The 20,207-nt window shown below is 58.5% G+C and carries 18 protein-coding genes; 8 read left to right on the top strand and 10 right to left on the bottom strand.

All coding sequences use genetic code 11. From position 1 onward, the window contains the following. The first annotated feature begins 1 nt into the window (after position 1). Together ACZYSM_RS17305 and ACZYSM_RS17300 are read left to right on the top strand one after the other, a co-directional pair. On the top strand, positions 2-619 hold the full coding sequence (locus ACZYSM_RS17305) for a hypothetical protein (RefSeq protein WP_489072831.1): 618 nt from the start codon (positions 2-4) through the stop codon (positions 617-619). Positions 620-668: 49 nt separating this feature from the next. Continuing rightward, on the top strand, positions 669-1,634 hold the full coding sequence (locus tag ACZYSM_RS17300) for a GGDEF domain-containing protein (RefSeq protein WP_489072829.1): 966 nt from the start codon (positions 669-671) through the stop codon (positions 1,632-1,634). 16 nt (positions 1,635-1,650) lie between these two features. On the opposite strand, the gene ACZYSM_RS17295 is transcribed toward ACZYSM_RS17300, so the two are convergent. Next, positions 1,651-2,076 carry a VOC family protein gene (locus ACZYSM_RS17295; RefSeq protein WP_489072827.1) on the bottom strand — a complete coding sequence of 142 codons (426 nt, stop codon included), beginning with the start codon at positions 2,074-2,076 and terminating at the stop codon, positions 1,651-1,653. Between the two features lie 115 nt (positions 2,077-2,191). On the opposite strand from ACZYSM_RS17295, the gene ACZYSM_RS17290 reads away from it, so the two are divergent. Further along, a complete protein-coding gene (locus tag ACZYSM_RS17290; RefSeq protein WP_489072825.1) occupies positions 2,192-3,049 on the top strand; it encodes a LysR family transcriptional regulator in 858 nt (285 codons plus the stop codon). Between the two features lie 160 nt (positions 3,050-3,209). On the opposite strand, the gene fabI is transcribed toward ACZYSM_RS17290, so the two are convergent. The 8 genes from fabI to gloB form a co-directional block, all read right to left on the bottom strand. After that, the gene (gene fabI, locus ACZYSM_RS17285; RefSeq protein ID WP_419115810.1) at positions 3,210-4,004 is read right to left on the bottom strand and encodes an enoyl-ACP reductase FabI; all 795 of its coding nucleotides are present in this window, start codon (positions 4,002-4,004) and stop codon (positions 3,210-3,212) included. A 20-nt stretch (positions 4,005-4,024) separates the two neighbouring features. After that, positions 4,025-5,635 carry an ABC transporter ATP-binding protein gene (locus tag ACZYSM_RS17280; RefSeq protein ID WP_489072823.1) on the bottom strand — a complete coding sequence of 537 codons (1,611 nt, stop codon included), beginning with the start codon at positions 5,633-5,635 and terminating at the stop codon, positions 4,025-4,027. Position 5,636: 1 nt separating this feature from the next. Continuing rightward, a complete protein-coding gene (locus tag ACZYSM_RS17275; RefSeq protein WP_489072821.1) occupies positions 5,637-6,656 on the bottom strand; it encodes an ABC transporter permease in 1,020 nt (339 codons plus the stop codon). Between the two features lies 1 nt (position 6,657). Beyond that, on the bottom strand, positions 6,658-7,731 hold the full coding sequence (locus tag ACZYSM_RS17270; protein WP_489072819.1) for a microcin C ABC transporter permease YejB: 1,074 nt from the start codon (positions 7,729-7,731) through the stop codon (positions 6,658-6,660). Position 7,732: 1 nt separating this feature from the next. Continuing rightward, positions 7,733-9,586 carry an extracellular solute-binding protein gene (locus ACZYSM_RS17265; RefSeq protein ID WP_489072817.1) on the bottom strand — a complete coding sequence of 618 codons (1,854 nt, stop codon included), beginning with the start codon at positions 9,584-9,586 and terminating at the stop codon, positions 7,733-7,735. After that, positions 9,583-11,412, bottom strand: a complete 1,830-nt coding sequence (locus ACZYSM_RS17260) for an extracellular solute-binding protein (RefSeq protein ID WP_489072815.1) — start codon at positions 11,410-11,412, stop codon at positions 9,583-9,585. Before ACZYSM_RS17260 ends, ACZYSM_RS17265 begins: the two co-directional genes overlap by 4 nt. Positions 11,413-11,638: 226 nt before the next feature. Then, positions 11,639-13,057, bottom strand: a complete 1,419-nt coding sequence (locus ACZYSM_RS17255; RefSeq protein WP_489072813.1) for a transglycosylase SLT domain-containing protein — start codon at positions 13,055-13,057, stop codon at positions 11,639-11,641. A 99-nt stretch (positions 13,058-13,156) separates the two neighbouring features. Further along, the gene (gloB, locus tag ACZYSM_RS17250) at positions 13,157-13,924 is read right to left on the bottom strand and encodes a hydroxyacylglutathione hydrolase (protein WP_489072811.1); all 768 of its coding nucleotides are present in this window, start codon (positions 13,922-13,924) and stop codon (positions 13,157-13,159) included. Between the two features lie 65 nt (positions 13,925-13,989). Here gloB and ACZYSM_RS17245 point away from each other — a divergent pair, with 65 nt between their 5' ends. From ACZYSM_RS17245 to ACZYSM_RS17225, 5 genes are all read left to right on the top strand, one after another. Next, on the top strand, positions 13,990-14,748 hold the full coding sequence (locus tag ACZYSM_RS17245) for a methyltransferase domain-containing protein (protein ID WP_489072809.1): 759 nt from the start codon (positions 13,990-13,992) through the stop codon (positions 14,746-14,748). 105 nt (positions 14,749-14,853) lie between these two features. Continuing rightward, positions 14,854-15,312, top strand: coding sequence for a ribonuclease HI (gene rnhA / locus ACZYSM_RS17240; protein WP_419115802.1), 459 nt, complete (start codon positions 14,854-14,856; stop codon positions 15,310-15,312). Between the two features lie 214 nt (positions 15,313-15,526). Beyond that, the gene (gene dnaQ / locus ACZYSM_RS17235; protein ID WP_489072807.1) at positions 15,527-16,279 is read left to right on the top strand and encodes a DNA polymerase III subunit epsilon; all 753 of its coding nucleotides are present in this window, start codon (positions 15,527-15,529) and stop codon (positions 16,277-16,279) included. 98 nt (positions 16,280-16,377) lie between these two features. Then, entirely contained in the window at positions 16,378-18,633 is a 2,256-nt protein-coding gene (locus tag ACZYSM_RS17230; RefSeq protein ID WP_489072805.1) for an Orn/Lys/Arg family decarboxylase, read from the top strand. Positions 18,634-18,647: 14 nt separating this feature from the next. Continuing rightward, positions 18,648-19,223 (top strand): GNAT family N-acetyltransferase, encoded by a 576-nt coding sequence (locus ACZYSM_RS17225; RefSeq protein ID WP_489072803.1) that lies wholly within the window; start codon positions 18,648-18,650, stop codon positions 19,221-19,223. A gap of 8 nt (positions 19,224-19,231) precedes the next feature. Here the strand turns inward: ACZYSM_RS17225 and ACZYSM_RS17220 are convergent, their stop codons facing one another. Further along, positions 19,232-20,125, bottom strand: a complete 894-nt coding sequence (locus ACZYSM_RS17220; RefSeq protein WP_489072801.1) for a LysR substrate-binding domain-containing protein — start codon at positions 20,123-20,125, stop codon at positions 19,232-19,234. Positions 20,126-20,207: the final 82 nt, after the last annotated feature.

The following is a 20,207-nucleotide window of genomic DNA, read 5'->3' as shown; positions in this document are numbered from 1 at the left end:
GATGAAAAGACACCTGTTTCTGGGCGCGCTGATATTGATCGGCGTTGGCGGCTATACCCAGGACTCGTTTGCTGGGGATGAAGCAGCGGTGGCAGCCTTTGCCACGGTTCAGAAAGTCTTCCAGAGCCCTCGTTGTCAGAACTGCCACATTCCCGGCGATTCGCCGTTGCAGTTCGATGCCGGCACTCCTCACGCCATGGACGTGGTGCGCGGTGAAGACGGCAAGGGCGCGGCGGGATTGCCTTGCGCAACCTGCCATGCCGAGACCAATCCTCCAGCCAGTTACGGACCTCACGCACCACCGGGCGCGCCGCACTGGAGCCTGCCGCCGCCTGCGCACAAAATGGCCTGGATCGGTCTACCGGCCGATAAGCTGTGCCAGCTCATCAAAGACAAATCGAGCAATGGCGACCGTGACTTTACCGCGCTGATCAAACACGTCAGCGAAGACAAACTGGTGCTGTGGGGCTGGAATCCCGGCGGTACGCGGGCGCCGGTGCCGGTTCCCCATGACATCTTTGTCACCCAGTTCAAACTGTGGGCAGCAGCGGGTGGGCCGTGCCCGCTGGGACACGGCATGGAAACGACCCAGCTAAGTCTGAGAGGTGTTGTGGAGTAAACCCGCTTGTGGACTGATCAAAGGAACATACATGCCAAGGGAGTGAGTGATGCTGGCCCCAATCAAACCTGTCAATGAGAGTGCCCGCGTAGAAACTCTGCGCGCGCTGAATGTCCTGGACACCTCCCCGGAGGAGCGTTTCGACCGCCTGACCCGTTTGGCCAGGCGCGTGTTCAATGTGCCAATCGCCTTGGTCAGTCTGGTGGACGCAGACCGGCAGTGGTCCAAGTCCTGTGTCGGGCTGGCGGCCAGTGAGACCGAGCGTGATATTTCTTTTTGCGGCCATGCGATCCTCGAGGACCAGATCCTGGTGGTGTCGGATGCGCAGCACGATGAGCGCTTCCATGACAACCCGCTGGTCGTCGGCGATCCAGGCGTTCGTTTTTATGCGGGCTACCCGCTGACCGCCGCCAATGGCAGCACACTCGGCACCTTGTGCCTGATCGACACGAAACCCCGCCAACTGGACGACAAAGAGCGCGAGCTGCTACGTGAGCTTGCGCGCATGGCTGAGCAGGAGCTGGCGGCAGTGCAGGTGGCGAGCATGGATGAGCTGACGCTGCTGTCTAATCGCCATGGTTTCGAGGTCTTGGCCCAACACGGGTTGAGCGCCTGTAAACGGCTGAATAGACCGGCGACGCTGCTATTTTTTTATCTCGACGACTTCAAACAGATCAGCAATTGGTACGGCCATGCCGAGTGTGATAACGCGCTTAAAACCTTCGCTGACGTGCTGCGCATTGCGTTTCGTGAAAGTGATGTGATCGGCCGTCTGGATGGGGATGAATTCGTGGCGTTGCTGACAGGCTCCCATCACGTAGAGATTTCGGCAATCATGGCGCGCCTGCAAGAAATTCTGGATGAGCGTAACTCGACCTTGCAGCGCGGCTACGCCATCCGCTTCAGCGTCGGCCAGATCGAATATGACCTGCAGCGTCACGAATCGATCGAGGATCTGCTGGCTGATGCCGACTGGGCGATACACGCCCATAAGCAAGCTTTCAGAAAACGTTAATACTTCATCCTCAGGCTTACTTGGCAAACAACTGGTCGATGTCCTTGAATGCCTTGAACTCCAGGGCATTGCCGCAGGGGTCAAAGAGAAACATCGTGGCCTGTTCGCCCACCTGGCCCTTGAAACGGATGCAGGGCTCGATCACGAACCGGGTGTCGAGGGATTTCAGCCGTTCGGCCAGGGCTTCCCACTCATCCATCGCCAACACCACGCCAAAATGCGGGACGGGTACATCATGTCCGTCTACGGCATTGGTGTGGGCGGATTCCTGTGAGGCGGTTTTGGCATGCTCATGGATGACCAGTTGGTGGCCAAAAAAATTGAAGTCGACCCACTGATCGCTCGAACGGCCTTCCGTAAGACCGAACACTTGACCATAGAAACGACGTGCGGCAGGCAGATCGAAAACCGGAATAGCCAGGTGAAAGGGAGAAAGTCGCATCAGGATCAAGCCTCGGCGTTAGAGAAGTCGGATTGATTCTAGCCTTGTGGTTTTTGATTAAAAGACGATAATTTTTGCGTCCAGCTCAAATTATTTCGATCAATCGAGGGCGGCAATGCTGCGTGAACTGAAAACCTTCATTGCCGTGACGCGCTACGGTACCTTCGCCGCGGCCGGCATGCACATTGGCCTCACCCAATCGGCGATCAGCGCGCAGATTCGCAATCTGGAGCAGGCGCTGGGCATTCGCCTGTTTGATCGCACCGGTCGTCAGGCGATCCTCAATGCGGCAGGTCATCGCGCCTTGCCAATGGCCAGGGAAATCCTCGAGACCTTCAATCGCATGGCGGTCAGCGAGGACGTAAGCGAATTTCGCGGCGAGTTGAAGATCGGCGCGGTGGCAACGGTCCAGACCGGTCTGTTACCTCAGGCGTTGCTGCGGTTGCGTCAGCAGGCGCCGAGGCTCGAGCCCAAACTGGTGCCCGGGGTGTCACTCAACCTGTTGAGTCAGGTCGATACCGGCGAAGTCGATCTGGCGATCCTGATCAAACCGCCCTTTGAGCTACCCAAGGAGCTGTTTGCCCAAGTCCTTCGCCAAGAGCCGTTCGTGCTGATCGTTCCTCCGGATCTTGAGGGTGAAGATCCGCTGCAATTGCTCACGGAGCATCCTCATGTGCGCTACGACCGAACCTCATTCGGTGGGCGACTGGTGACGCGTTTTCTGCGTGAACAGCAAATTGATGTGCGGGTCGCACTTGAGCTGGATGAGCTGGAAGCCATTGTGAAAATGGTCGAAAGCGGTCTGGGCGTCTCCCTGATTCCCCGAGCGGGTCTCTGGCTGGAGTATGGCGCGAAGGTCAAAGTCATCCCGTTGGGCGATCTGACGTTTTACCGGGAGATCGTGTTGTTGCAGCGCTACAGCCAGCGTACGCAGCCAATCCAGCAACTCTTTGCCCGGTGTTTGCGCAGCTAACCCTGTAGGAGCGAGCTTGCTCGCGATGGACGTTAACGGTAACACGTGTTTTCTGAGTAAACGCGCCGCCCTTGAGTCCATCGCGAGCAAGCTCGCTCCTACAGGGGGGGCCATAAAAAACCCGCCGATATCGGCGGGTTTTTTATGCGCTAACCGAAGATCACTCTTCGAGGTTGCCCATGGCGGTGGTGTTGAAGCCGCCGTCTACATACATGATTTCGCCGCTGATGCCGGACGCCAGGTCCGAGCACAGGAAGGCGCCGGCGTTGCCGACTTCGTCGATGGTGACGTTACGACGCAGCGGAGTTTGCGCTTCGTTGGCGGCCAGCATTTTACGGAAGTTCTTGATGCCGGAAGCAGCGAGGGTGCGGATCGGGCCAGCCGATACGGCGTTTACGCGGGTGCCTTCCGGGCCCAGGGAGCCGGCCAGGTAGCGAACGCCAGCTTCCAGGGAAGCCTTGGCCATGCCCATCACGTTGTAGTTAGGCATGGTGCGCTCGGCACCCAGGTACGACAGGGTCAGCAGGCTGCCATTGCGGCCTTTCATCATTTCGCGACCGGCTTTGGCCAAAGCCACGAAGCTGTAGGCGCTGATGTCGTGAGCGATGCGGAAACCTTCGCGGGTGGTGGCTTGGGTGAAGTCGCCATCCAGTTGGTCGCCCGGTGCGAAGCCGACGGAGTGAACGATCACGTCCAGGCCATCCCACTTTTTGCTCAGTTCTTCGAAGACCTTGGCGATTTCTTCATCGCTGGCCACGTCGCAAGGGAAGCACAGCTCAGGGCCTGAACCCCAGCCTGCGGCGAACTCTTCGACACGACCCTTGAGTTTGTCGTTCTGATAAGTGAAGGCAAGCTCAGCGCCCTCGCGATGCATGGCGGCAGCGATGCCGGATGCGATGGACAGCTTGCTGGCGACACCGACGATCAGTACGCGCTTACCGGCGAGAAAACCCATGTGTTGCTCCTCTCTTCAGGTTATTCGACAGCTGTTGGGGCCAGAAAAGCGGCCTCCAGCAGCTGCTGTGTATAGGGATGTTGCGGCGCGGCAAAAATGCTTTGCGCGTCACCTTGTTCGACCACTTGGCCATGCTTGACCACCATCAACTGGTGGCTGAGCGCTTTGACTACCGCCAGGTCATGGCTGATAAACAAATATGTCAGGTTGTACTTGGTTTGCAGTGAACGCAGCAGCTCCACTACTTGGCGCTGGACTGTCCGGTCGAGCGCCGAAGTGGGCTCGTCCAGCAGAATCAACGCCGGTTTTAGCACTAATGCCCGGGCAATGGCGATTCTTTGCCGTTGCCCGCCGGAGAACTCATGGGGGTAGCGGTTCCGGGTTTCCGGGTCCAGATCTACTTCCTTGAGCGCCGCGATAATCGCTTGTTCCTGTTCCTCCTGCGTGCCCATCTTATGAATCCGCAGGCCTTCGCCGACAATCTGGCTCACGCACATCCGTGGGCTCAGGCTGCCGAAGGGGTCCTGAAAGACCACCTGCATCTCCCGCCGCAGCGGTCGAACCTGTTGTTGCGTCAGGCAGTCTAGCTGCTTGCCCTCGAAACGGATCGCACCTTTGCTGCCGATCAACCGCAAGATCGCCAAACCCAGTGTGGACTTTCCGGAACCACTTTCACCCACAATCCCCAGGGTTTGGCCCTGAGGCAGGCTGAAATTGATGCCGTCCACCGCTTTCACGTAATCGACGGTGTTGCGCAGAAAGCCTTTCTTGATCGGAAACCAGACTTTCAGGTCTTCGACTTCCAGCAACGGCGCACCGGCCACATTGGTCGCCGGGTTGCCGCGAGGCTCCGCTGCCAGCAGTTCCTGAGTGTAAGGATGCTGCGGTGCGCGGAACAACTCTTCGCACGATGCCTGTTCGACGATGCAACCGCGCTGCATGACACATACGCGATGCGCAATTCTTCGCACAAGGTTCAAATCGTGGCTGATCAGCAGTAACGCCATGCCCAGACGCGCCTGCAATTCCTTGAGCAATTCGAGGATTTTCAGCTGAACGGTCACGTCCAGAGCGGTGGTCGGTTCGTCGGCAATCAGCAGTTCCGGCTCGTTGGCCAGGGCCATGGCGATCATCACTCGCTGGCGCTGACCACCGGACAATTCGTGGGGCAGGGCTTTGAGGCGCTTATGCGGCTCGGGGATGCCCACCAGCTCAAGCAATTCCAGCGTGCGTTTGGTCGCGACTTTGCCGGTCAGGCCTTTGTGCAGGCCGAGCACTTCGTTAATCTGCTTTTCGATCGAATGCAGCGGGTTCAGCGACGTCATCGGTTCCTGAAAAATCATCGCGATCCGGTTGCCGCGGATGTGGCGGATGGTTTTCTCTCTCAGGCTCAACAAATCCTGTCCGGCATACAGGATGGCGCCGGTCGGATGGTGTGCCAAGGGATAGGGCAGCAGCCGCAGGATCGAGTGCGCAGTCACCGATTTGCCCGAGCCGCTTTCGCCCACCAGGGCCAGGGTCTCACCGCGCTTGATATTGAAGCTGATGCCTTCGACCACACGCTGGCGTTGCTCGCCGACGACAAACTCGACGGAGAGGTCGCGGATTTCGATCAGATTGTCCTGATTCATTTCACTTCCTCGGGTCGAAGGCGTCGCGAGCGGACTCGCCGATAAACACCAGCAGGCTCAACATGATCGCCAGCACGGCAAAGGCACTCATGCCCAGCCACGGCGCTTGCAGGTTGGATTTACCCTGGGCCACCAGTTCGCCGAGAGACGGCGCGCCGGGTGGCAGGCCGAAACCAAGGAAGTCCAGCGCGGTCAGGGTACCGATGGCGCCGGTGAGGATGAACGGCATGAAGGTCATTGTCGACACCATGGCGTTGGGCAGGATGTGGCGGAACATGATTGCCCCGTTTTGCATGCCCAGCGCCCGGGCCGCACGCACGTATTCGAGGTTGCGTCCACGCAGAAACTCCGCGCGCACCACGTCCACCAGGCTCATCCAGGAGAACAGCAGCATGATCCCCAGCAGCCACCAGAAGTTCGGCTGCACGAAGCTGGCGAGGATGATCAGCAGATACAACACCGGCAGCCCGGACCAGATCTCAAGAAAGCGCTGCCCGGCCAGATCGACCCAGCCGCCATAGAAACCCTGCAAGGCTCCGGCGATCACGCCGATGATCGAGCTGAGGATGGTCAGGGTCAGGGCAAACAGCACCGAAACCCGAAACCCGTAGATCACTCGGGCCAGCACGTCACGGCCTTGGTCGTCGGTGCCCAGCCAGTTGTCGGTCGAAGGCGGCGCAGGGGCCGGAACTTTCAGGTCGTAATTGATGCTCTGGTAGCTGTAGGGGATCGGTGCCCATAGGGTCCAGGCGCCCTTGGCCTTCAGCAGTTCGCGGATGTAGGGGCTTTTGTAGTTGGCTTCCAGCGGGAATTCGCCGCCGAAGGTGGTTTCCGGGTAACGCTTGAGCGCCGGGAAATACCAGTCGCCGTCGTAATGCACCGCCAGCGGCTTGTCGTTGGCGATCAGCTCGGCACCCAGACTCAGGCCGAACAGGATCAGAAACAGCCATAACGACCACCAGCCACGCTTGTTGGCCTTGAACAGTTCGAAACGTCGGCGATTGAGGGGGGAAAGAGTCATCTCAATGCTCCCGGCTTTCGAAGTCGATGCGCGGATCGACCAGGGTATAGGTGAGGTCGCCGATCAGTTTCACCACCAGACCCAGGAGGGTGAAGATAAACAGCGTGCCGAATACCACCGGGTAGTCGCGGTTGATCGCCGCTTCGAAACTCATCAGGCCCATACCGTCGAGGGAGAAAATCACTTCCACCAGCAATGAGCCGGTAAAGAAGATCCCAATGAAGGCCGACGGGAAACCGGCGATGACCAGCAACATGGCGTTGCGAAACACGTGGCCGTACAGCACTCGGTGATTGGTCAGGCCTTTGGCCTTGGCGGTGACCACGTACTGCTTGTTGATCTCGTCGAGGAAGCTGTTTTTTGTCAGCAAGGTCATGGTCGCGAAGTTGCCGATCACCAGCGCCGTCACTGGCAGGGCCAGGTGCCAGAAGTAATCGAGAATTTTGTGGCCCCAACTCAGCTCATCGAAGTTGTTCGAGGTCAGGCCGCGTAACGGGAACCAGTCGAAATAACTGCCGCCGGCGAACACCACAATCAGCAAAATGGCGAACAGAAACGCCGGGATGGCGTAACCGACGATGATCGCCGAGCTGGTCCAGACGTCGAAATGGCTGCCGTGCCGCGTGGCTTTGGCGATCCCTAGCGGGATCGACACCAGGTACATGATTAGCGTGCTCCAGAGCCCAAGTGAAATGGACACCGGCAGCTTTTCCTTGATCAGGTCGATGACCTTGGCGTCGCGGAAAAAGCTGTCGCCAAAATCCAGGGTGGCGTAGTTCTTGACCATGATCCACAAGCGTTCCGGCGCCGACTTGTCGAAGCCGTACATGTGCTCGATCTCTTTGACCAGCGACGGGTCCAGGCCTTGGGCACCACGGTAGCTGGAGCCCGCCACCGAGACTTCCGCGCCGCCACCGGCGATGCGGCTGGTGGCGCCTTCGAAGCCCTCGAGCTTGGCGATCATTTGTTCCACCGGGCCACCAGGGGCGGCCTGGATGATCAAGAAGTTGATCAGCAAAATGCCGAACAGGGTCGGGATGATCAGCAACAGTCGCCGAAAAATATACGCCAGCATCTTATTGCTCCATGCCTGCAGGTTCGGCTTGTACCTTGGTTTCAACTTCTATCGCCGGTTTGGCGTCGGGTTTGATCCACCAAGTGGAAATACCGACGTCGTTGGTCGGCGAAACTTTCGGGTGACCGATGTGATTCCAGTAGGCCACACGCCAGGTCTTGATGTGCCAGTTTGGAATCACGTAGTAGCCCCACTGCAATACCCGGTCGAGGGCGCGCGCATGCGCCACCAGACTTATACGCGAATCGGCGTTAATCAGCTGTTCCACGAGTTGATCGATGACCGGATCTTTCAAGCCGATGTAGTTACGGCTGCCGGGTTTGTCGGCGCTTTCGGACTTCCAGAACTCGCGCTGTTCGTTGCCCGGTGAACTGGACTGCGGGAAGCTGCCGACCACCATGTCGAAATCCCGCGAGCGCAGGCGGTTGATGTATTGGGACACATCGACACGGCGGATCACCAGGTCAATCCCCAAGCCACTCAGGTTGCGTTTGAACGGCAGTAGCACTCGCTCGAATTCGGTCTGGGCCAGCAAAAACTCGATCGTCACCGGTTTTCCGTTAGTGTCGACCATCTTGTCGTCGACGATACGCCAGCCGGCCTCTTGCAGCAGTTGATAGGCCTTGCGTTGCTGAGTACGGATCATGCCGCTGGCATCGGTCAGTGGGTTCTGGAAAGCCTCGCTGTACACCTGCTCGGGGATTTTGCCTCTGAACGGATCGAGGATCGCCAGTTGATCAGCATCCGGCAGGCCAATGGCGGCCATTTCCGAGTTTTCGAAGTAGCTGCGGGTGCGCGAGTAGGCGCCGTTGAACAGTTGCTTGTTGGTCCATTCAAAGTCCAGCAACAGGCTCAGCGCCTGACGCACCCGAACATCCTGGAACACCGGGCGGCGCAGATTAAAGACGAAACCTTGCATGCCGGTGGGATTGCCGTTGGGGATCTGCTCTTTGATCAAGCGTCCTTCGGTAACCGCCGGGATGTTGTAGGCGTTGGCCCAGTTTTTCGCGGTCATTTCCAGCCAATAGTCGAACTGACCGGCCTTGAGGGCTTCCAGCGCGACGGTGTTGTCGCGGTAGTAGTCGATGGCCATGGTGTCGAAGTTGTAGAAACCACGGTTGACCGGCAGGTCCTTGCCCCAGTAGTCCTTGACCCGCTCGTAGCGAATCGAGCGCCCGGCCTTCACCGCGCTGACTTTGTAGGGGCCGCTGCCCAGCGGGATCTCCAGGTTGCCCTTACTGAAGTCGCGACTTTCCCACCAATGCTTTGGCAATACCGGCAGTTGCCCGAGGATCAGCGGCAATTCGCGATTGTTGTTGTGCTTGAACTTGAACAACACCCGCAGCGGGTCTTCGGCAACCACGTCTTCGACGTCAGCGTAGTAACCGCGGTAAAGCGGAGCGCCATTTTTGATCAGGGTCTGAAAGCTGAACACCACGTCTTCGGCGCGAACCGGGTGGCCATCGTGGAATCGTGCTTCAGGGCGCAGGTAAAAGCGCACCCAGGTGTTGTCCGGGGCCTTCTCGATTTTGCTGGCGATCAGGCCGTACTCGGTGAACGGCTCGTCGAGACCCTGTTTGGCCAAGGTGTCGTAGATCAGGTTGATGTCGTCAGCTGGAACGCCCTTGCTGATGAACGGATTGAGGCTGTCGAAGCCACCGAATCCGGCCTGGCGGAAGGTGCCGCCCTTGGGCGCATCCGGGTTGACGTAATCGAAGTACTTGAAATTGGCCGGGTATTTCGGCGGTTCGTTGTACAGCGTCAGGGCATGTTGCGGGGCAGCATGGGCAGCGCACGCAAGTCCTGTGAACAACAGGCCGCAGGCCTGCAGGAGCAGGGCACGCAAAGGCATCATTGAGCTTTCTCCGAAGGCTTCAGCCACCACGCGCTCAGACCCAGGTCGTAGGGCGGCGTGGTGACGAAGGCGAACCGGTTGCGGTACGCCAGGCGATGATAATTGAGATACCAGTTGGGGATGATGTAGTGCTGCCATAACAGTACCCGGTCCAGGGCTCTGCCTGCGGCCAGTTGTTCGTCGCGGGTCTTGGCTGCGAGTAACTGTTCCAGCAGATGATCGACCGCCGGGTTGGCGACACCCGCATAGTTCTTGCTGCCCTTGATCCCGACCTGGCTGGAGTGGAAGTACTGCCATTGTTCCAGACCCGGGCTGAGGGTTTGATCGAGAGTCATCAGGATCATGTCGAAATCGAACTGGTCGAGGCGCTGTTTGTACTGCGCGCGGTCCACCGTGCGCAGGCGGGCGTCGATGCCGATACTGGCGAGGCTCTCGGCGTAGGGTTGCAGAAGCCGCTCCAGGTTGGGATTGACCAGGAGTATTTCGAAACGCAGGGGCTGGCCGGCGCTGTTCAGCAGACGTTGAGCAGTGGGCTTCCAGCCAGCCTCCGCCAAGAGCCCTAGGGCGCGGCGCAAGGTTTCCCTGGGAATGCCGCGGCCGTCGGTCTGCGACAGGCTGAAGGGCTGGGTAAACAGGTTGGCGGGCAATTGGCTGCGATACGGCGAGAGCATCAGCCATTCATGGCCGACCGGGACGCCGGTCGCGGAAAACTCGCTGTTGGGGTAGTAACTCATGGCCCGTTTATAGGCGCCGCTGAACAGCGTGCGGTTGGTCCACTCGAAATCGAACATCATGCCCAATGCTTCGCGCACCTTGATGTCGGCGAAGGTGTTACGACGGCTGTTCATGAACAGCCCTTGGGTCTGGGTCGGAATCTGGTGGGCGATCTGCGTCTTGATCACATCCCCACGGCGGACGGCTGGGAAGCTATAGCCATTGGCCCAGTTCTTGGCCTGGTGTTCGATGTAGATATCGAACTCGCCGGCCTTGAACGCTTCGAAGGCCACATCGCTGTCGCGGTAGAACTCCACTTCGACCCGGTCGAAATTGTACTTGCCGCGATTGACCGGCAAATCCTTGCCCCAATAATCCTTGACCCGCTCGAACACCAGTTGTCGTCCCGGTTGCACCTGAGTGATGCGATAGGGACCACTGCCCAATGGCGGCTCGAAGGTGGTGGCCTTGAAGTCGCGGCCTTTCCAGTAATGCTGCGGCAGCACTGGAAGTTCACCCAGGCGCAGGATCATCAGCGGATTGCCGGCACGTTTGAAGACGAAACGAATGCGTTGCGGGTTGAGGACGTCGACCCGCAGCACTTCCTGAAGGTTGGTCCGGTATTGCGGATGGCCTTCCTTGAGCAGCAAGCGGTAGGAAAACGCCACGTCGTAGGCGGTGATCGGTGTGCCATCGTGAAAGCGCGCTTCGGGCCGCAGGTTAAATACCACCCAGCTGCGGTCTTCGCTGTATTCCACGGATTGGGCGATCAACCCATAGCTGGAAGTCGGCTCATCGCCCGAGGGGGCGTATTGGCCGGTGCCGACCATCAGGGTTTCATTCAGCTCGTTGACACCGTATTGCAGGAAGTTGGGTGTCGAAACCGGGCTAGTGCCCTTGAACGTGTAGGGGTTGAGCGTATCGAAAGTGCCAAATGCCATGACCCGCAAGGTACCGCCTTTTGGCGCTGCAGGATTGACCCAGTCGAAATGGGTGAATTTGGCCGGGTACTTGAGCGTGCCGAACTGCGCATAACCGTGGCTTTCGCTGATTGTTGCGCTTGCGGGAAAGCTCAAGGCCAGACTGATTAGGAGCAGGAGGAGGGGACGCATCAAGTCAGAGATCCGATCCAGGCGGCTTGGGCTTTGTGATCGGTACAGTAACAGCTTGTATCGGCAGGAAAAAGGTCGTGCACCAAAGCACTGGGCGCGCCCTAAAAAGATCGCAGCCTGGCGGCAGCTCCTACGAGAGAGTCCGTGTGCACGCCGTAATTCCGGTATGCACGCAGTCCCCTGTAGGCGCTGCCGCAGGCTGCGATCTTTTTGGCCTCACATCAATTCAATGCGACAAATAAACCGTCAACATCTGTCCTGGCTTCAGTGCATGGGCCGTGCTCGGATTCCAGCGTTTGAGGTGCTGCATTTCTACATTGAAACGCTTGGCAACCATATACAGCGAGTCGCCTTGCTTGACCTTGTACTGGGTTGACTTCTTGTTGCTGGCAACGTTGTTGCTTTTGCCTTTGCTGGTGTCCCGCATGACCAGTGTCTGGCCGACTTTCAGGTTTTTGCCGGTCAGACTATTCCAGTGTTGCAGGTCCTTGACGTCGACCTTGTTGGCCTTGGCGATCAGCGTCAGGTTGTCGCCGTTTTTCACCCGGTAGCTGCGCTTCAACTTGCCCGACTCGCGACTGCCCATGCCGTCGAAGACCGGTTTCAGCGGGCGCTGACTGATCAGTTCTTCCGGTTTCATGGTCGACAGGCTGGCGGTCAGCAACTGTGCCTTGGACGTTGGCACCAGCAAATGCTGGGGGCCGTCGATGGTGGTGCGTTGTTTGAAGGCCGGGTTGAGCTGGAACAATTCGTCTTCGTCGATATTGGCCACGGCAGCGACACGGGACAAGTCCATGCGCTGGTTGATTTCGACAACCTGGAAATAGGGTTCGTTGGCAATCGGGCTCAGGTTGATGCCATAGGCTTCCGGTGCCAGCACGACTTGGGACAAGGCCAGCAATTTAGGTACATAAGCCTGGGTTTCCGCAGGCAACGGCAGGTTCCAGTAGTCGGTCGGCAGGCCGAGCTTTTCGTTGCGCTCGATGGCTCGGCTGACAGTGCCTTCACCGGAGTTGTAGGCCGCGAGGGCCAGCAGCCAGTCGCCGTTGAACATGTCATGCAAACGGGTCAGGTAATCCAGTGCCGCGGTGGTCGAAGCGGTGATGTCGCGGCGGCCGTCGTAGAAACGGGTCTGACGCAGGTTGTAGTAGCGCCCGGTGGACGGGATGAACTGCCACAGGCCAACGGCATCAGACCGGGAATAGGCCATTGGGTTGTAGGCACTTTCAATCACTGGCAGCAGCGCGAGCTCCAGCGGCATGTTGCGTTCTTCAAGGCGTTCGACGATGTAATGGATATACAGGCTACCGCGGTCACCGGCGTTTTCCAGAAACGATGGATTGCTGGCGAACCACAGGCGCTGTTGCTCGATGCGCGGGTTGACGCCAAGGCCCTCTTGCAACTGGAAGCCCAGGCGCATGCGCTCCCAGACATCCTGAGCGGCTAGCGGACTTGGTTTTTCGCTGAGCCAAATGGGTTTTTGCTTGATACGGTTAGAAATATTTGGGGTGTGCGCCGCGTCGGTTTGCGGGGCATAACTCGTGCTTTGGCAGCCCGCCAGGGTGGCGGACACAGCCACCGCGATGGCTTGAGCCAAGCGGGTCAATGCGTCTGAATTGATGGCTTTACGAATAGATGACGACATTGGCTGGAAGTAAGTTCCGGGCAAAAATGTCGGGCGATTCTAGAAAGCGCACAGGGTGCGGTCAACCATTCAGAATTTTTGTGCCAATAGTGGCCCGGCTTAGAACTTATCTTTCCAAGCACGTAAGGCAGCAAAAACCGTACTCGGACCCTGGTTATCCAGACCACTCCGTTCGTCCGCTTTTTGTTTAACAGATGTTTCGCCAGTACGCAGGAAAGGGTTAGTGAGCTTTTCCAGGGCCAGGTTCGAGGGTAGCGTCATGCGACCGGCTTCGCGCAGCTGAGTGACTTTCGCCAGACGTTCGGCGATGTCCGGGTTGGTCGGTTCGACCGCTTGGGCAAAGCGCAGATTGCTCAGGGTATATTCATGGGTGCAGTACACCTGCGTGTCTTCAGGCAACGCCGCCAGACGTGTCAATGAGCTGTGCATCTGCTCCGGTGTGCCTTCAAACAGACGCCCGCAACCGGCTGCGAACAGCGTGTCACCACAGAGCAGCACCCCGTGATGATAAAATGCAATATGCCCCAAGGTATGGCCTGGAACGGCTAGCACCTCGAATTCCCAGCCGAGTACGCTAATGCGGTCGTTGTCGTTCAGGGCCACATCGCGCGCCGGAATGTTTTCGCTCGCCGGACCGTAGACCTTGGCGCCAGAGAGCTTTTTCAGTTGCTCGACGCCACCGACATGATCATGGTGATGGTGCGTGACCAGAATGTCGCTGAGTGTCCACTCTGGATGTTGTTCAAGCCATGCCTGCACGGGTGCGGCATCGCCCGGGTCGACCACGGCGCAGCGCTGGGTGCGGTAATCTTGTAACAACCAGATGTAGTTGTCGGTGAAGGCGGGCAGGGCACTGATCTGTATCATCGTCGGATTCGCCAAGCGGAAAACAATGGCGCATCTTAGAACTTCTTGGCGAGTTGGAGAATGCAATGACCGATAAAGCGTTCGCTCAGGCTGATCCTGACTGGCTGGCATTGATCAGCGCGGCCCGTGAGTGGCTGGCAGGTCCCATCGGGCAATTTTTGCTGGATGAAGAACGGCGCATGCTCGAAGACGAGCTGGGGCGGTTCTTTGGCGGCTACCTTGTGCATTACGGCCCTTCGGCTGAGACGCCGCCAGCGGCGCCGCAGGTGCAGCGCAATGTCCGGCTCGGTGCGCCGCTACCGGGGGTGGAGATCGTCTGTGAGGAGCAGGCCTGGCCGCTCAGTGAGCATGCCGCCGACGTGGTGGTATTGCAGCATGGCCTGGACTTTTGCCTGTCGCCCCATGGTTTGCTCCGTGAAGCCGCCAGTAGCGTGCGTCCTGGCGGACATTTGCTGATTGTCGGCATCAACCCCTGGAGCGCGTGGGGCTTACGCCATGTGTTCGCCCATGACGCGCTACGCAAGGCCCGCTGCATTTCGCCTTCACGGGTGGGTGACTGGCTGAACCTGCTGGGCTTTGCGCTGGAGAAACGCCGCTTCGGGTGCTATCGTCCGCCGCTTGCGTCCCCAGCGTGGCAGGCCCGTCTAGCCGGATGGGAACGCAAGGCCGGCGATTGGCAGCTTTCCGGTGGGGGCTTCTATTTATTAGTGGCCCGCAAGATCGTGGTCGGCTTGAGGCCGGTGCGTCAGGTTCGCCGCGAGCCAATGGGCAAGCTGATTCCGTTGCCGATGGCCAAGGTTAATCGGCGCCACATCGAGCCGTAAAACACTCTTTCTCTTTAATATTATATTGGCCGGCCGGGCTTGCCCGGCCTCGGGCGTTGTCGGTCAACGATCGGCAAGCCACACGCATTTTCTGGATAGGTTGGCATGAGCGATAGCGATAGCGTAGAACTCTTCACCGACGGCGCCTGCAAGGGTAACCCTGGCCCAGGCGGCTGGGGCGCGTTGTTAGTATGCAAGGGCGTTGAAAAAGAACTCTGGGGTGGCGAAGCCAACACCACCAATAACCGTATGGAACTGATGGGGGCGATTCGTGGCCTGGAAGAGCTCAAGCGCTCTTGCGATGTGCTGCTGGTCACCGACTCGCAGTACGTGATGAAAGGCATCAACGAATGGATGGACAACTGGAAGAAACGCGGCTGGAAAACCGCTGCGAAGGAACCGGTGAAAAACGCTGACCTGTGGAAGATGCTCGATGAGCAGGTCAATCGTCATAACGTCACCTGGAAATGGGTTCGCGGGCATATCGGTCATCACGGCAACGAGCGCGCCGACCAATTGGCCAACCGTGGCGTTGATGAAGTGCGTGGGTACAAGCAGTCCTGATTTCGGTATGACTGTTTGACCGTGTCGCGGCTAATCGCGAGCAGGCTCGCTCCCACATTTGCTTTCCGTTGAGCACAAATTCAGTGTGCACTCCCAATTCAATGTGGGAGCGAGCCTGCTCGCGATGGGCGCAACGCGGTGTATCTGAAAGACACTAGCGAGCGTGTTAACATTGCAGCTTTTGCACGAATGAACCGTTGAGAGCTGACCCCTGATGGCCAACAGATCCGTTGTACTCGATACCGAAACCACCGGCATGCCGGTGACCGACGGCCACCGGATTGTCGAAATCGGTTGCGTCGAGTTGATCGGTCGGCGCCTGACCGGTCGGCATTTCCATGTTTATCTGCAGCCTGACCGGGAAAGTGATGAGGGTGCCATCGGCGTCCATGGCATCACCAACGAATTCCTGGTGGGCAAACCGCGTTTCGCTGAAGTGGCTGATGAGTTCTTCGAATTCATCAAAGGTGCGCAGCTGATCATCCACAACGCGGCGTTCGACGTCGGCTTCATCAACAATGAATTCGCCCTGATGGGCCAAAAGGATCGGGCTGATATCACTCAGCATTGCACGATCCTCGACACCCTGATGATGGCCCGTGAGCGTCACCCCGGGCAGCGCAACAGCCTCGATGCCTTGTGCAAACGTTACGGCGTCGATAACTCCGGTCGTGAACTGCACGGCGCCTTGCTCGACTCCGAGATCCTTGCCGACGTCTACCTGACCATGACTGGTGGCCAGACCAGCCTGTCCCTGGCCGGCAATGCGTCAGACGGTAACGGTTCGGGCGAAGGTTCGGGTAACCGGCCTAGCGAGATTCGTCGCTTGCCTGCCGATCGTCAACCAACCCGGATCATTCATGCCAGTGAAAATGACCTGGCCGAACATGTGGCGCGGATGGAAGCGATCGCCAAGTCCGCCGGTGCTCCAGCGCTTTGGGTGCAGTTGGCTGAGGCCAAGGGTTAACTTCTGCTAACGAGGATGCCCCTCGCCACAGAGGTCTCAACCCTCTACCCTGAGGACATTGGCAGGCTTCGGTCTGCCGTCTCAGGACGCCGAGCCCCATGTACAAAGACTTGAAATTCCCCGTCCTTATCGTGCACCGCGACATCAAGGCCGACACCGTTGCCGGTGATCGGGTCCGCGGAATTGCCCGGGAGCTGGAGCAGGAAGGTTTCAGCGTTGTTTCTGCGGTGGACTACACCGAGGGACGATTGGTTGCCTCGACTCACCATGGCCTGGCCTGCATGCTGATTGCAGCCGAAGACACCCGAGAAAATACCCATCTGCTACAGAACATGGCCGAGTTGATCCGTTTGGCCCGTGTCCGTGCGCCGAACCTGCCGATCTTCGCCCTGGGTGAGCAGGTGACCCTGGAAAACGCCCCAGCCGACGCCATGAGCGAGCTCAATCAGCTGCGCGGCATTCTCTATCTGTTCGAAGACACCGTGCCGTTTTTGGCGCGGCAGGTGGCGCGGGCAGCTCGTAACTACCTTGATGGTCTGTTGCCGCCGTTTTTCAAAGCGCTGGTGCAACACACCGCAGATTCCAATTACTCCTGGCACACTCCCGGTCACGGCGGCGGCGTGGCCTATCACAAAAGCCCGGTGGGGCAGGCGTTCCATCAGTTTTTCGGGGAAAATACCCTGCGCTCGGATTTGTCGGTCTCGGTGCCGGAACTGGGCTCGCTGCTCGATCACACCGGCCCGTTGGCTGAAGCAGAGGCCCGCGCTGCCCGTAATTTTGGCGCCGATCACACCTTCTTCGTGATCAATGGCACTTCAACGGCCAACAAGATTGTCTGGCACTCCATGGTCGGGCGCGACGATCTGGTGTTGGTGGACCGCAATTGCCACAAATCGGTTTTGCACTCGATCATCATGACCGGCGCCATTCCGCTGTACCTGTGCCCGGAGCGCAATGAGCTGGGCATCATCGGGCCTATCCCGCTGAGTGAATTCAGCCCTGAGTCGATCAAGGCCAAGATTGATGCCAGCCCGTTGACCAAAGGCCGACCGCCCAAGGTCAAGCTGGCGGTGGTCACCAACTCGACTTACGACGGTCTCTGCTACAACGCCGAGTTGATCAAAAAGACGCTGGGTAACAGCGTTGAGGTACTGCACTTCGACGAGGCCTGGTATGCCTACGCGGCGTTTCACGAATTCTTTGCCGGGCGTTATGGCATGGGTACTTCGCGCACGGCCGATAGTCCCTTGGTGTTCACCACCCATTCCACGCACAAACTGCTGGCGGCTTTCAGTCAGGCATCGATGATCCACGTGCAGGACGGCGGTGCGCGGCAACTGGACCGTGATCGCTTCAACGAAGCGTTCATGATGCATATTTCCACGTCGCCGCAGTACAGCATCATTGCTTCGCTGGATGTTGCTTCAGCGATGATGGAAGGCACGACAGGCCGTTCGCTGTTGCAGGAAATGTTCGATGAGGCGCTGAGTTTTCGCCGTGCGCTGGCCAATCTGCGTCAGCATATCGCCGCGGATGACTGGTGGTTCTCGATCTGGCAGCCGCCGTCGGTTGAAGGTATCGATCGGGTCACCACCGCTGACTGGCTGCTTGAGCCCGAGGCTGACTGGCACGGTTTCGGCGACATTGTTGAAGATTACGTACTGCTCGATCCGATCAAGGTCACGCTGGTCATGCCCGGGCTAACGGCTGGCGGGGCATTGAGCGAGCGCGGTATTCCGGCAGCGGTGGTCAGCAAGTTCCTCTGGGAGCGTGGACTGGTGGTGGAAAAGACCGGTCTGTACTCATTTTTGGTGCTGTTCTCCATGGGTATCACCAAAGGCAAGTGGAGCACACTGCTTACCGAATTGTTGGAGTTCAAGCGCAACTATGACGCCAACGTCAGCCTCGCGACCTGCCTGCCGTGTGTAGCGAAACAGGACGTTGCCCGTTATCAGGGTATGGGCTTGCGGGATCTGTGTGACCAGTTGCACGCCTGTTATCGCAGCAATGCCACCGCCAAGCACCTCAAACGCATGTATACCGTGCTCCCGGAAATTTCCATGAAGCCTGCAGACGCCTATGATCAGCTGGTACGTGGTGAGGTTGAAGCCGTCTCCATCGACGCCCTGGAAGGGCGGATCGCCGCGGTAATGCTGGTGCCGTATCCACCTGGCATTCCACTGATCATGCCCGGCGAGCGCTTCACCGAGTCGACCCGCTCGATCATCGACTACCTGGCGTTCGCCCGAACTTTCGATAGCAGCTTCCCCGGATTTGTCGCGGACGTGCATGGTTTGCAGCACGAAGATGAAGGCAATGGGCGTTGCTATACCGTCGATTGCATCAAGGTTTGAGGACGTTCCCTGCCATGCAGCCTGTCATGAATCCCAAATACCCAGGCTTGTCCGTGCGCGTTGCCGATGATGGTTTTGCCACCTACATCTGGGGCAGTGATTTCAGTTTTGAGGTCAGTACCTACGCGGCGGCGCAAGTCGGCCAAAGCGTTGACCAATGGCCGGTTGAGAAAATCGTGCCTTATCGCAAGTGTTATGGCATCGACCCGGAAGAGTTCAACAGTTACCGCGACGCCGCTGACAGCGCTATTTTCATGGCCTATCTCGATGATCAGCCAGTGGGACATGTGGTGGTCAGTACCAACTGGAACGGTTTTGCCCATATCGATGAGCTGGCGGTGCATGCACCGGCGCGCCGGCACGGGGTGGCCAAGGCGTTACTGGATGTCGCGCAGTTCTGGAGTCGCAAGAAGAAATTGCCGGGCATCATGCTGGAAACCCAAAACAATAATCTGGGCGCCTGTCGGCTGTACGAACGCTGCGGTTACGTGATCGGTGGGGTTGATCATCTACGCTATCGCGGTATCGATCCGCAAACGTCTGAGGTCGCGATTTTCTGGTATCGGTTGTTTGAACATTCGCTGGATTAAGCCAGCGATCAACCCGCCAGCATCGCCTCGGCTTTCTCTGTGACAATCTCCAGCAGTGCCTGCAAGGCGGGCGAGGGTGTGCAGCTCTTGAGCGAAAGGGAGTACAGCGTGATCGGTACTGGCGGTGACAGGGGGCACACGTCCAGGCCACCGGCCCGTGCGCCGAGCGCGGTAAAGGGGTCGACGATCGCCAGGCCTTCCCCGGCCTCGACCATGCTGCGCATCATCTGATAGGTCTGCACCCGGATCTGGATCATCGGGGCCGGGTGCAAGGCTTGCAGCTTGCTGTCGAGCATCACGCTGAGCGGGTCATGACCTTCCAGGCCGACCATCGACTGGCCTGCCAGATCCTGCAACGAAATATATTTCTGCTTGGGTTGCAGCCAGCCATGGGGGGCCAGCAGTTGCAGTTTGCCCTGAGCCAGCACTTGGCAGTGGATATCGCCATGATCAGGATTGTGCAGGCTCAAGCCCAGATCGCTTTCCCGTAACAACAGGCTTTTGATGATGTCGCGGGTGGGTTGGCTGGAAAGGTTGCAGGGCGCGTCGGGAAAATGTCGGCGCAGGGTCGCGATGCTTTGTGGCAGTAATTGCTGCGCAAGCGGGGGCGTGCAGATAATCCGTAAAGGGGGCGCCTGATACTGCTTCAGGCTGCTGGCCAATCGCTGCACAGGCTCAAACGCTTCGTATACGTGGGCGATTTCGACTTGCAGTTCCCGCGCTTCGCGAGTGGCTTGCAGCCGCCCGCGCACGCTGGCGAACAGCATGAAGCCGAGTTGACCCTCGGCATCGCGCAGGATCGCTTCAACCTCGGCCAGCGACAATTGCAGCAACTCGGCAGCAGTGCCCAGATGACTGGTTTGCAGGAGCGCCTGGATCACTTCGATATGACGTAAACGCATGCGTGAAGTCCATGTCCAGCAGGTAAGGGATTCAGTGACTGAATCCTAACCCAAGTCCGCGCATATGACTTCAGCTCATAAC

The sequence above is a fragment of the Pseudomonas sp. F220 genome, assembly GCF_057813935.1.
Note: the sequence above shows the minus strand (reverse complement) of the source record. Positions and strands in the feature narration are given on the sequence as shown.

What these genes read in the sequence shown, in the direction of transcription:
- ACZYSM_RS17305 (WP_489072831.1), top strand. Translation starts at nt 2, where the DNA reads ATGAAAAGACACCTGTTTCTGGGCGCGCTGATATTGATCGGCGTTGGC.
- ACZYSM_RS17300 (WP_489072829.1), top strand. Translation starts at nt 669, where the DNA reads ATGCTGGCCCCAATCAAACCTGTCAATGAGAGTGCCCGCGTAGAAACT.
- ACZYSM_RS17295 (WP_489072827.1), bottom strand. Translation starts at nt 2,076, where the DNA reads ATGCGACTTTCTCCCTTTCACCTGGCTATTCCGGTTTTCGATCTGCCT.
- ACZYSM_RS17290 (WP_489072825.1), top strand. Translation starts at nt 2,192, where the DNA reads ATGCTGCGTGAACTGAAAACCTTCATTGCCGTGACGCGCTACGGTACC.
- fabI (WP_419115810.1), bottom strand. Translation starts at nt 4,004, where the DNA reads ATGGGTTTTCTCGCCGGTAAGCGCGTACTGATCGTCGGTGTCGCCAGC.
- ACZYSM_RS17280 (WP_489072823.1), bottom strand. Translation starts at nt 5,635, where the DNA reads ATGAATCAGGACAATCTGATCGAAATCCGCGACCTCTCCGTCGAGTTT.
- ACZYSM_RS17275 (WP_489072821.1), bottom strand. Translation starts at nt 6,656, where the DNA reads ATGACTCTTTCCCCCCTCAATCGCCGACGTTTCGAACTGTTCAAGGCC.
- ACZYSM_RS17270 (WP_489072819.1), bottom strand. Translation starts at nt 7,731, where the DNA reads ATGCTGGCGTATATTTTTCGGCGACTGTTGCTGATCATCCCGACCCTG.
- ACZYSM_RS17265 (WP_489072817.1), bottom strand. Translation starts at nt 9,586, where the DNA reads ATGATGCCTTTGCGTGCCCTGCTCCTGCAGGCCTGCGGCCTGTTGTTC.
- ACZYSM_RS17260 (WP_489072815.1), bottom strand. Translation starts at nt 11,412, where the DNA reads ATGCGTCCCCTCCTCCTGCTCCTAATCAGTCTGGCCTTGAGCTTTCCC.
- ACZYSM_RS17255 (WP_489072813.1), bottom strand. Translation starts at nt 13,057, where the DNA reads ATGTCGTCATCTATTCGTAAAGCCATCAATTCAGACGCATTGACCCGC.
- gloB (WP_489072811.1), bottom strand. Translation starts at nt 13,924, where the DNA reads ATGATACAGATCAGTGCCCTGCCCGCCTTCACCGACAACTACATCTGG.
- ACZYSM_RS17245 (WP_489072809.1), top strand. Translation starts at nt 13,990, where the DNA reads ATGACCGATAAAGCGTTCGCTCAGGCTGATCCTGACTGGCTGGCATTG.
- rnhA (WP_419115802.1), top strand. Translation starts at nt 14,854, where the DNA reads ATGAGCGATAGCGATAGCGTAGAACTCTTCACCGACGGCGCCTGCAAG.
- dnaQ (WP_489072807.1), top strand. Translation starts at nt 15,527, where the DNA reads ATGGCCAACAGATCCGTTGTACTCGATACCGAAACCACCGGCATGCCG.
- ACZYSM_RS17230 (WP_489072805.1), top strand. Translation starts at nt 16,378, where the DNA reads ATGTACAAAGACTTGAAATTCCCCGTCCTTATCGTGCACCGCGACATC.
- ACZYSM_RS17225 (WP_489072803.1), top strand. Translation starts at nt 18,648, where the DNA reads ATGCAGCCTGTCATGAATCCCAAATACCCAGGCTTGTCCGTGCGCGTT.
- ACZYSM_RS17220 (WP_489072801.1), bottom strand. Translation starts at nt 20,125, where the DNA reads ATGCGTTTACGTCATATCGAAGTGATCCAGGCGCTCCTGCAAACCAGT.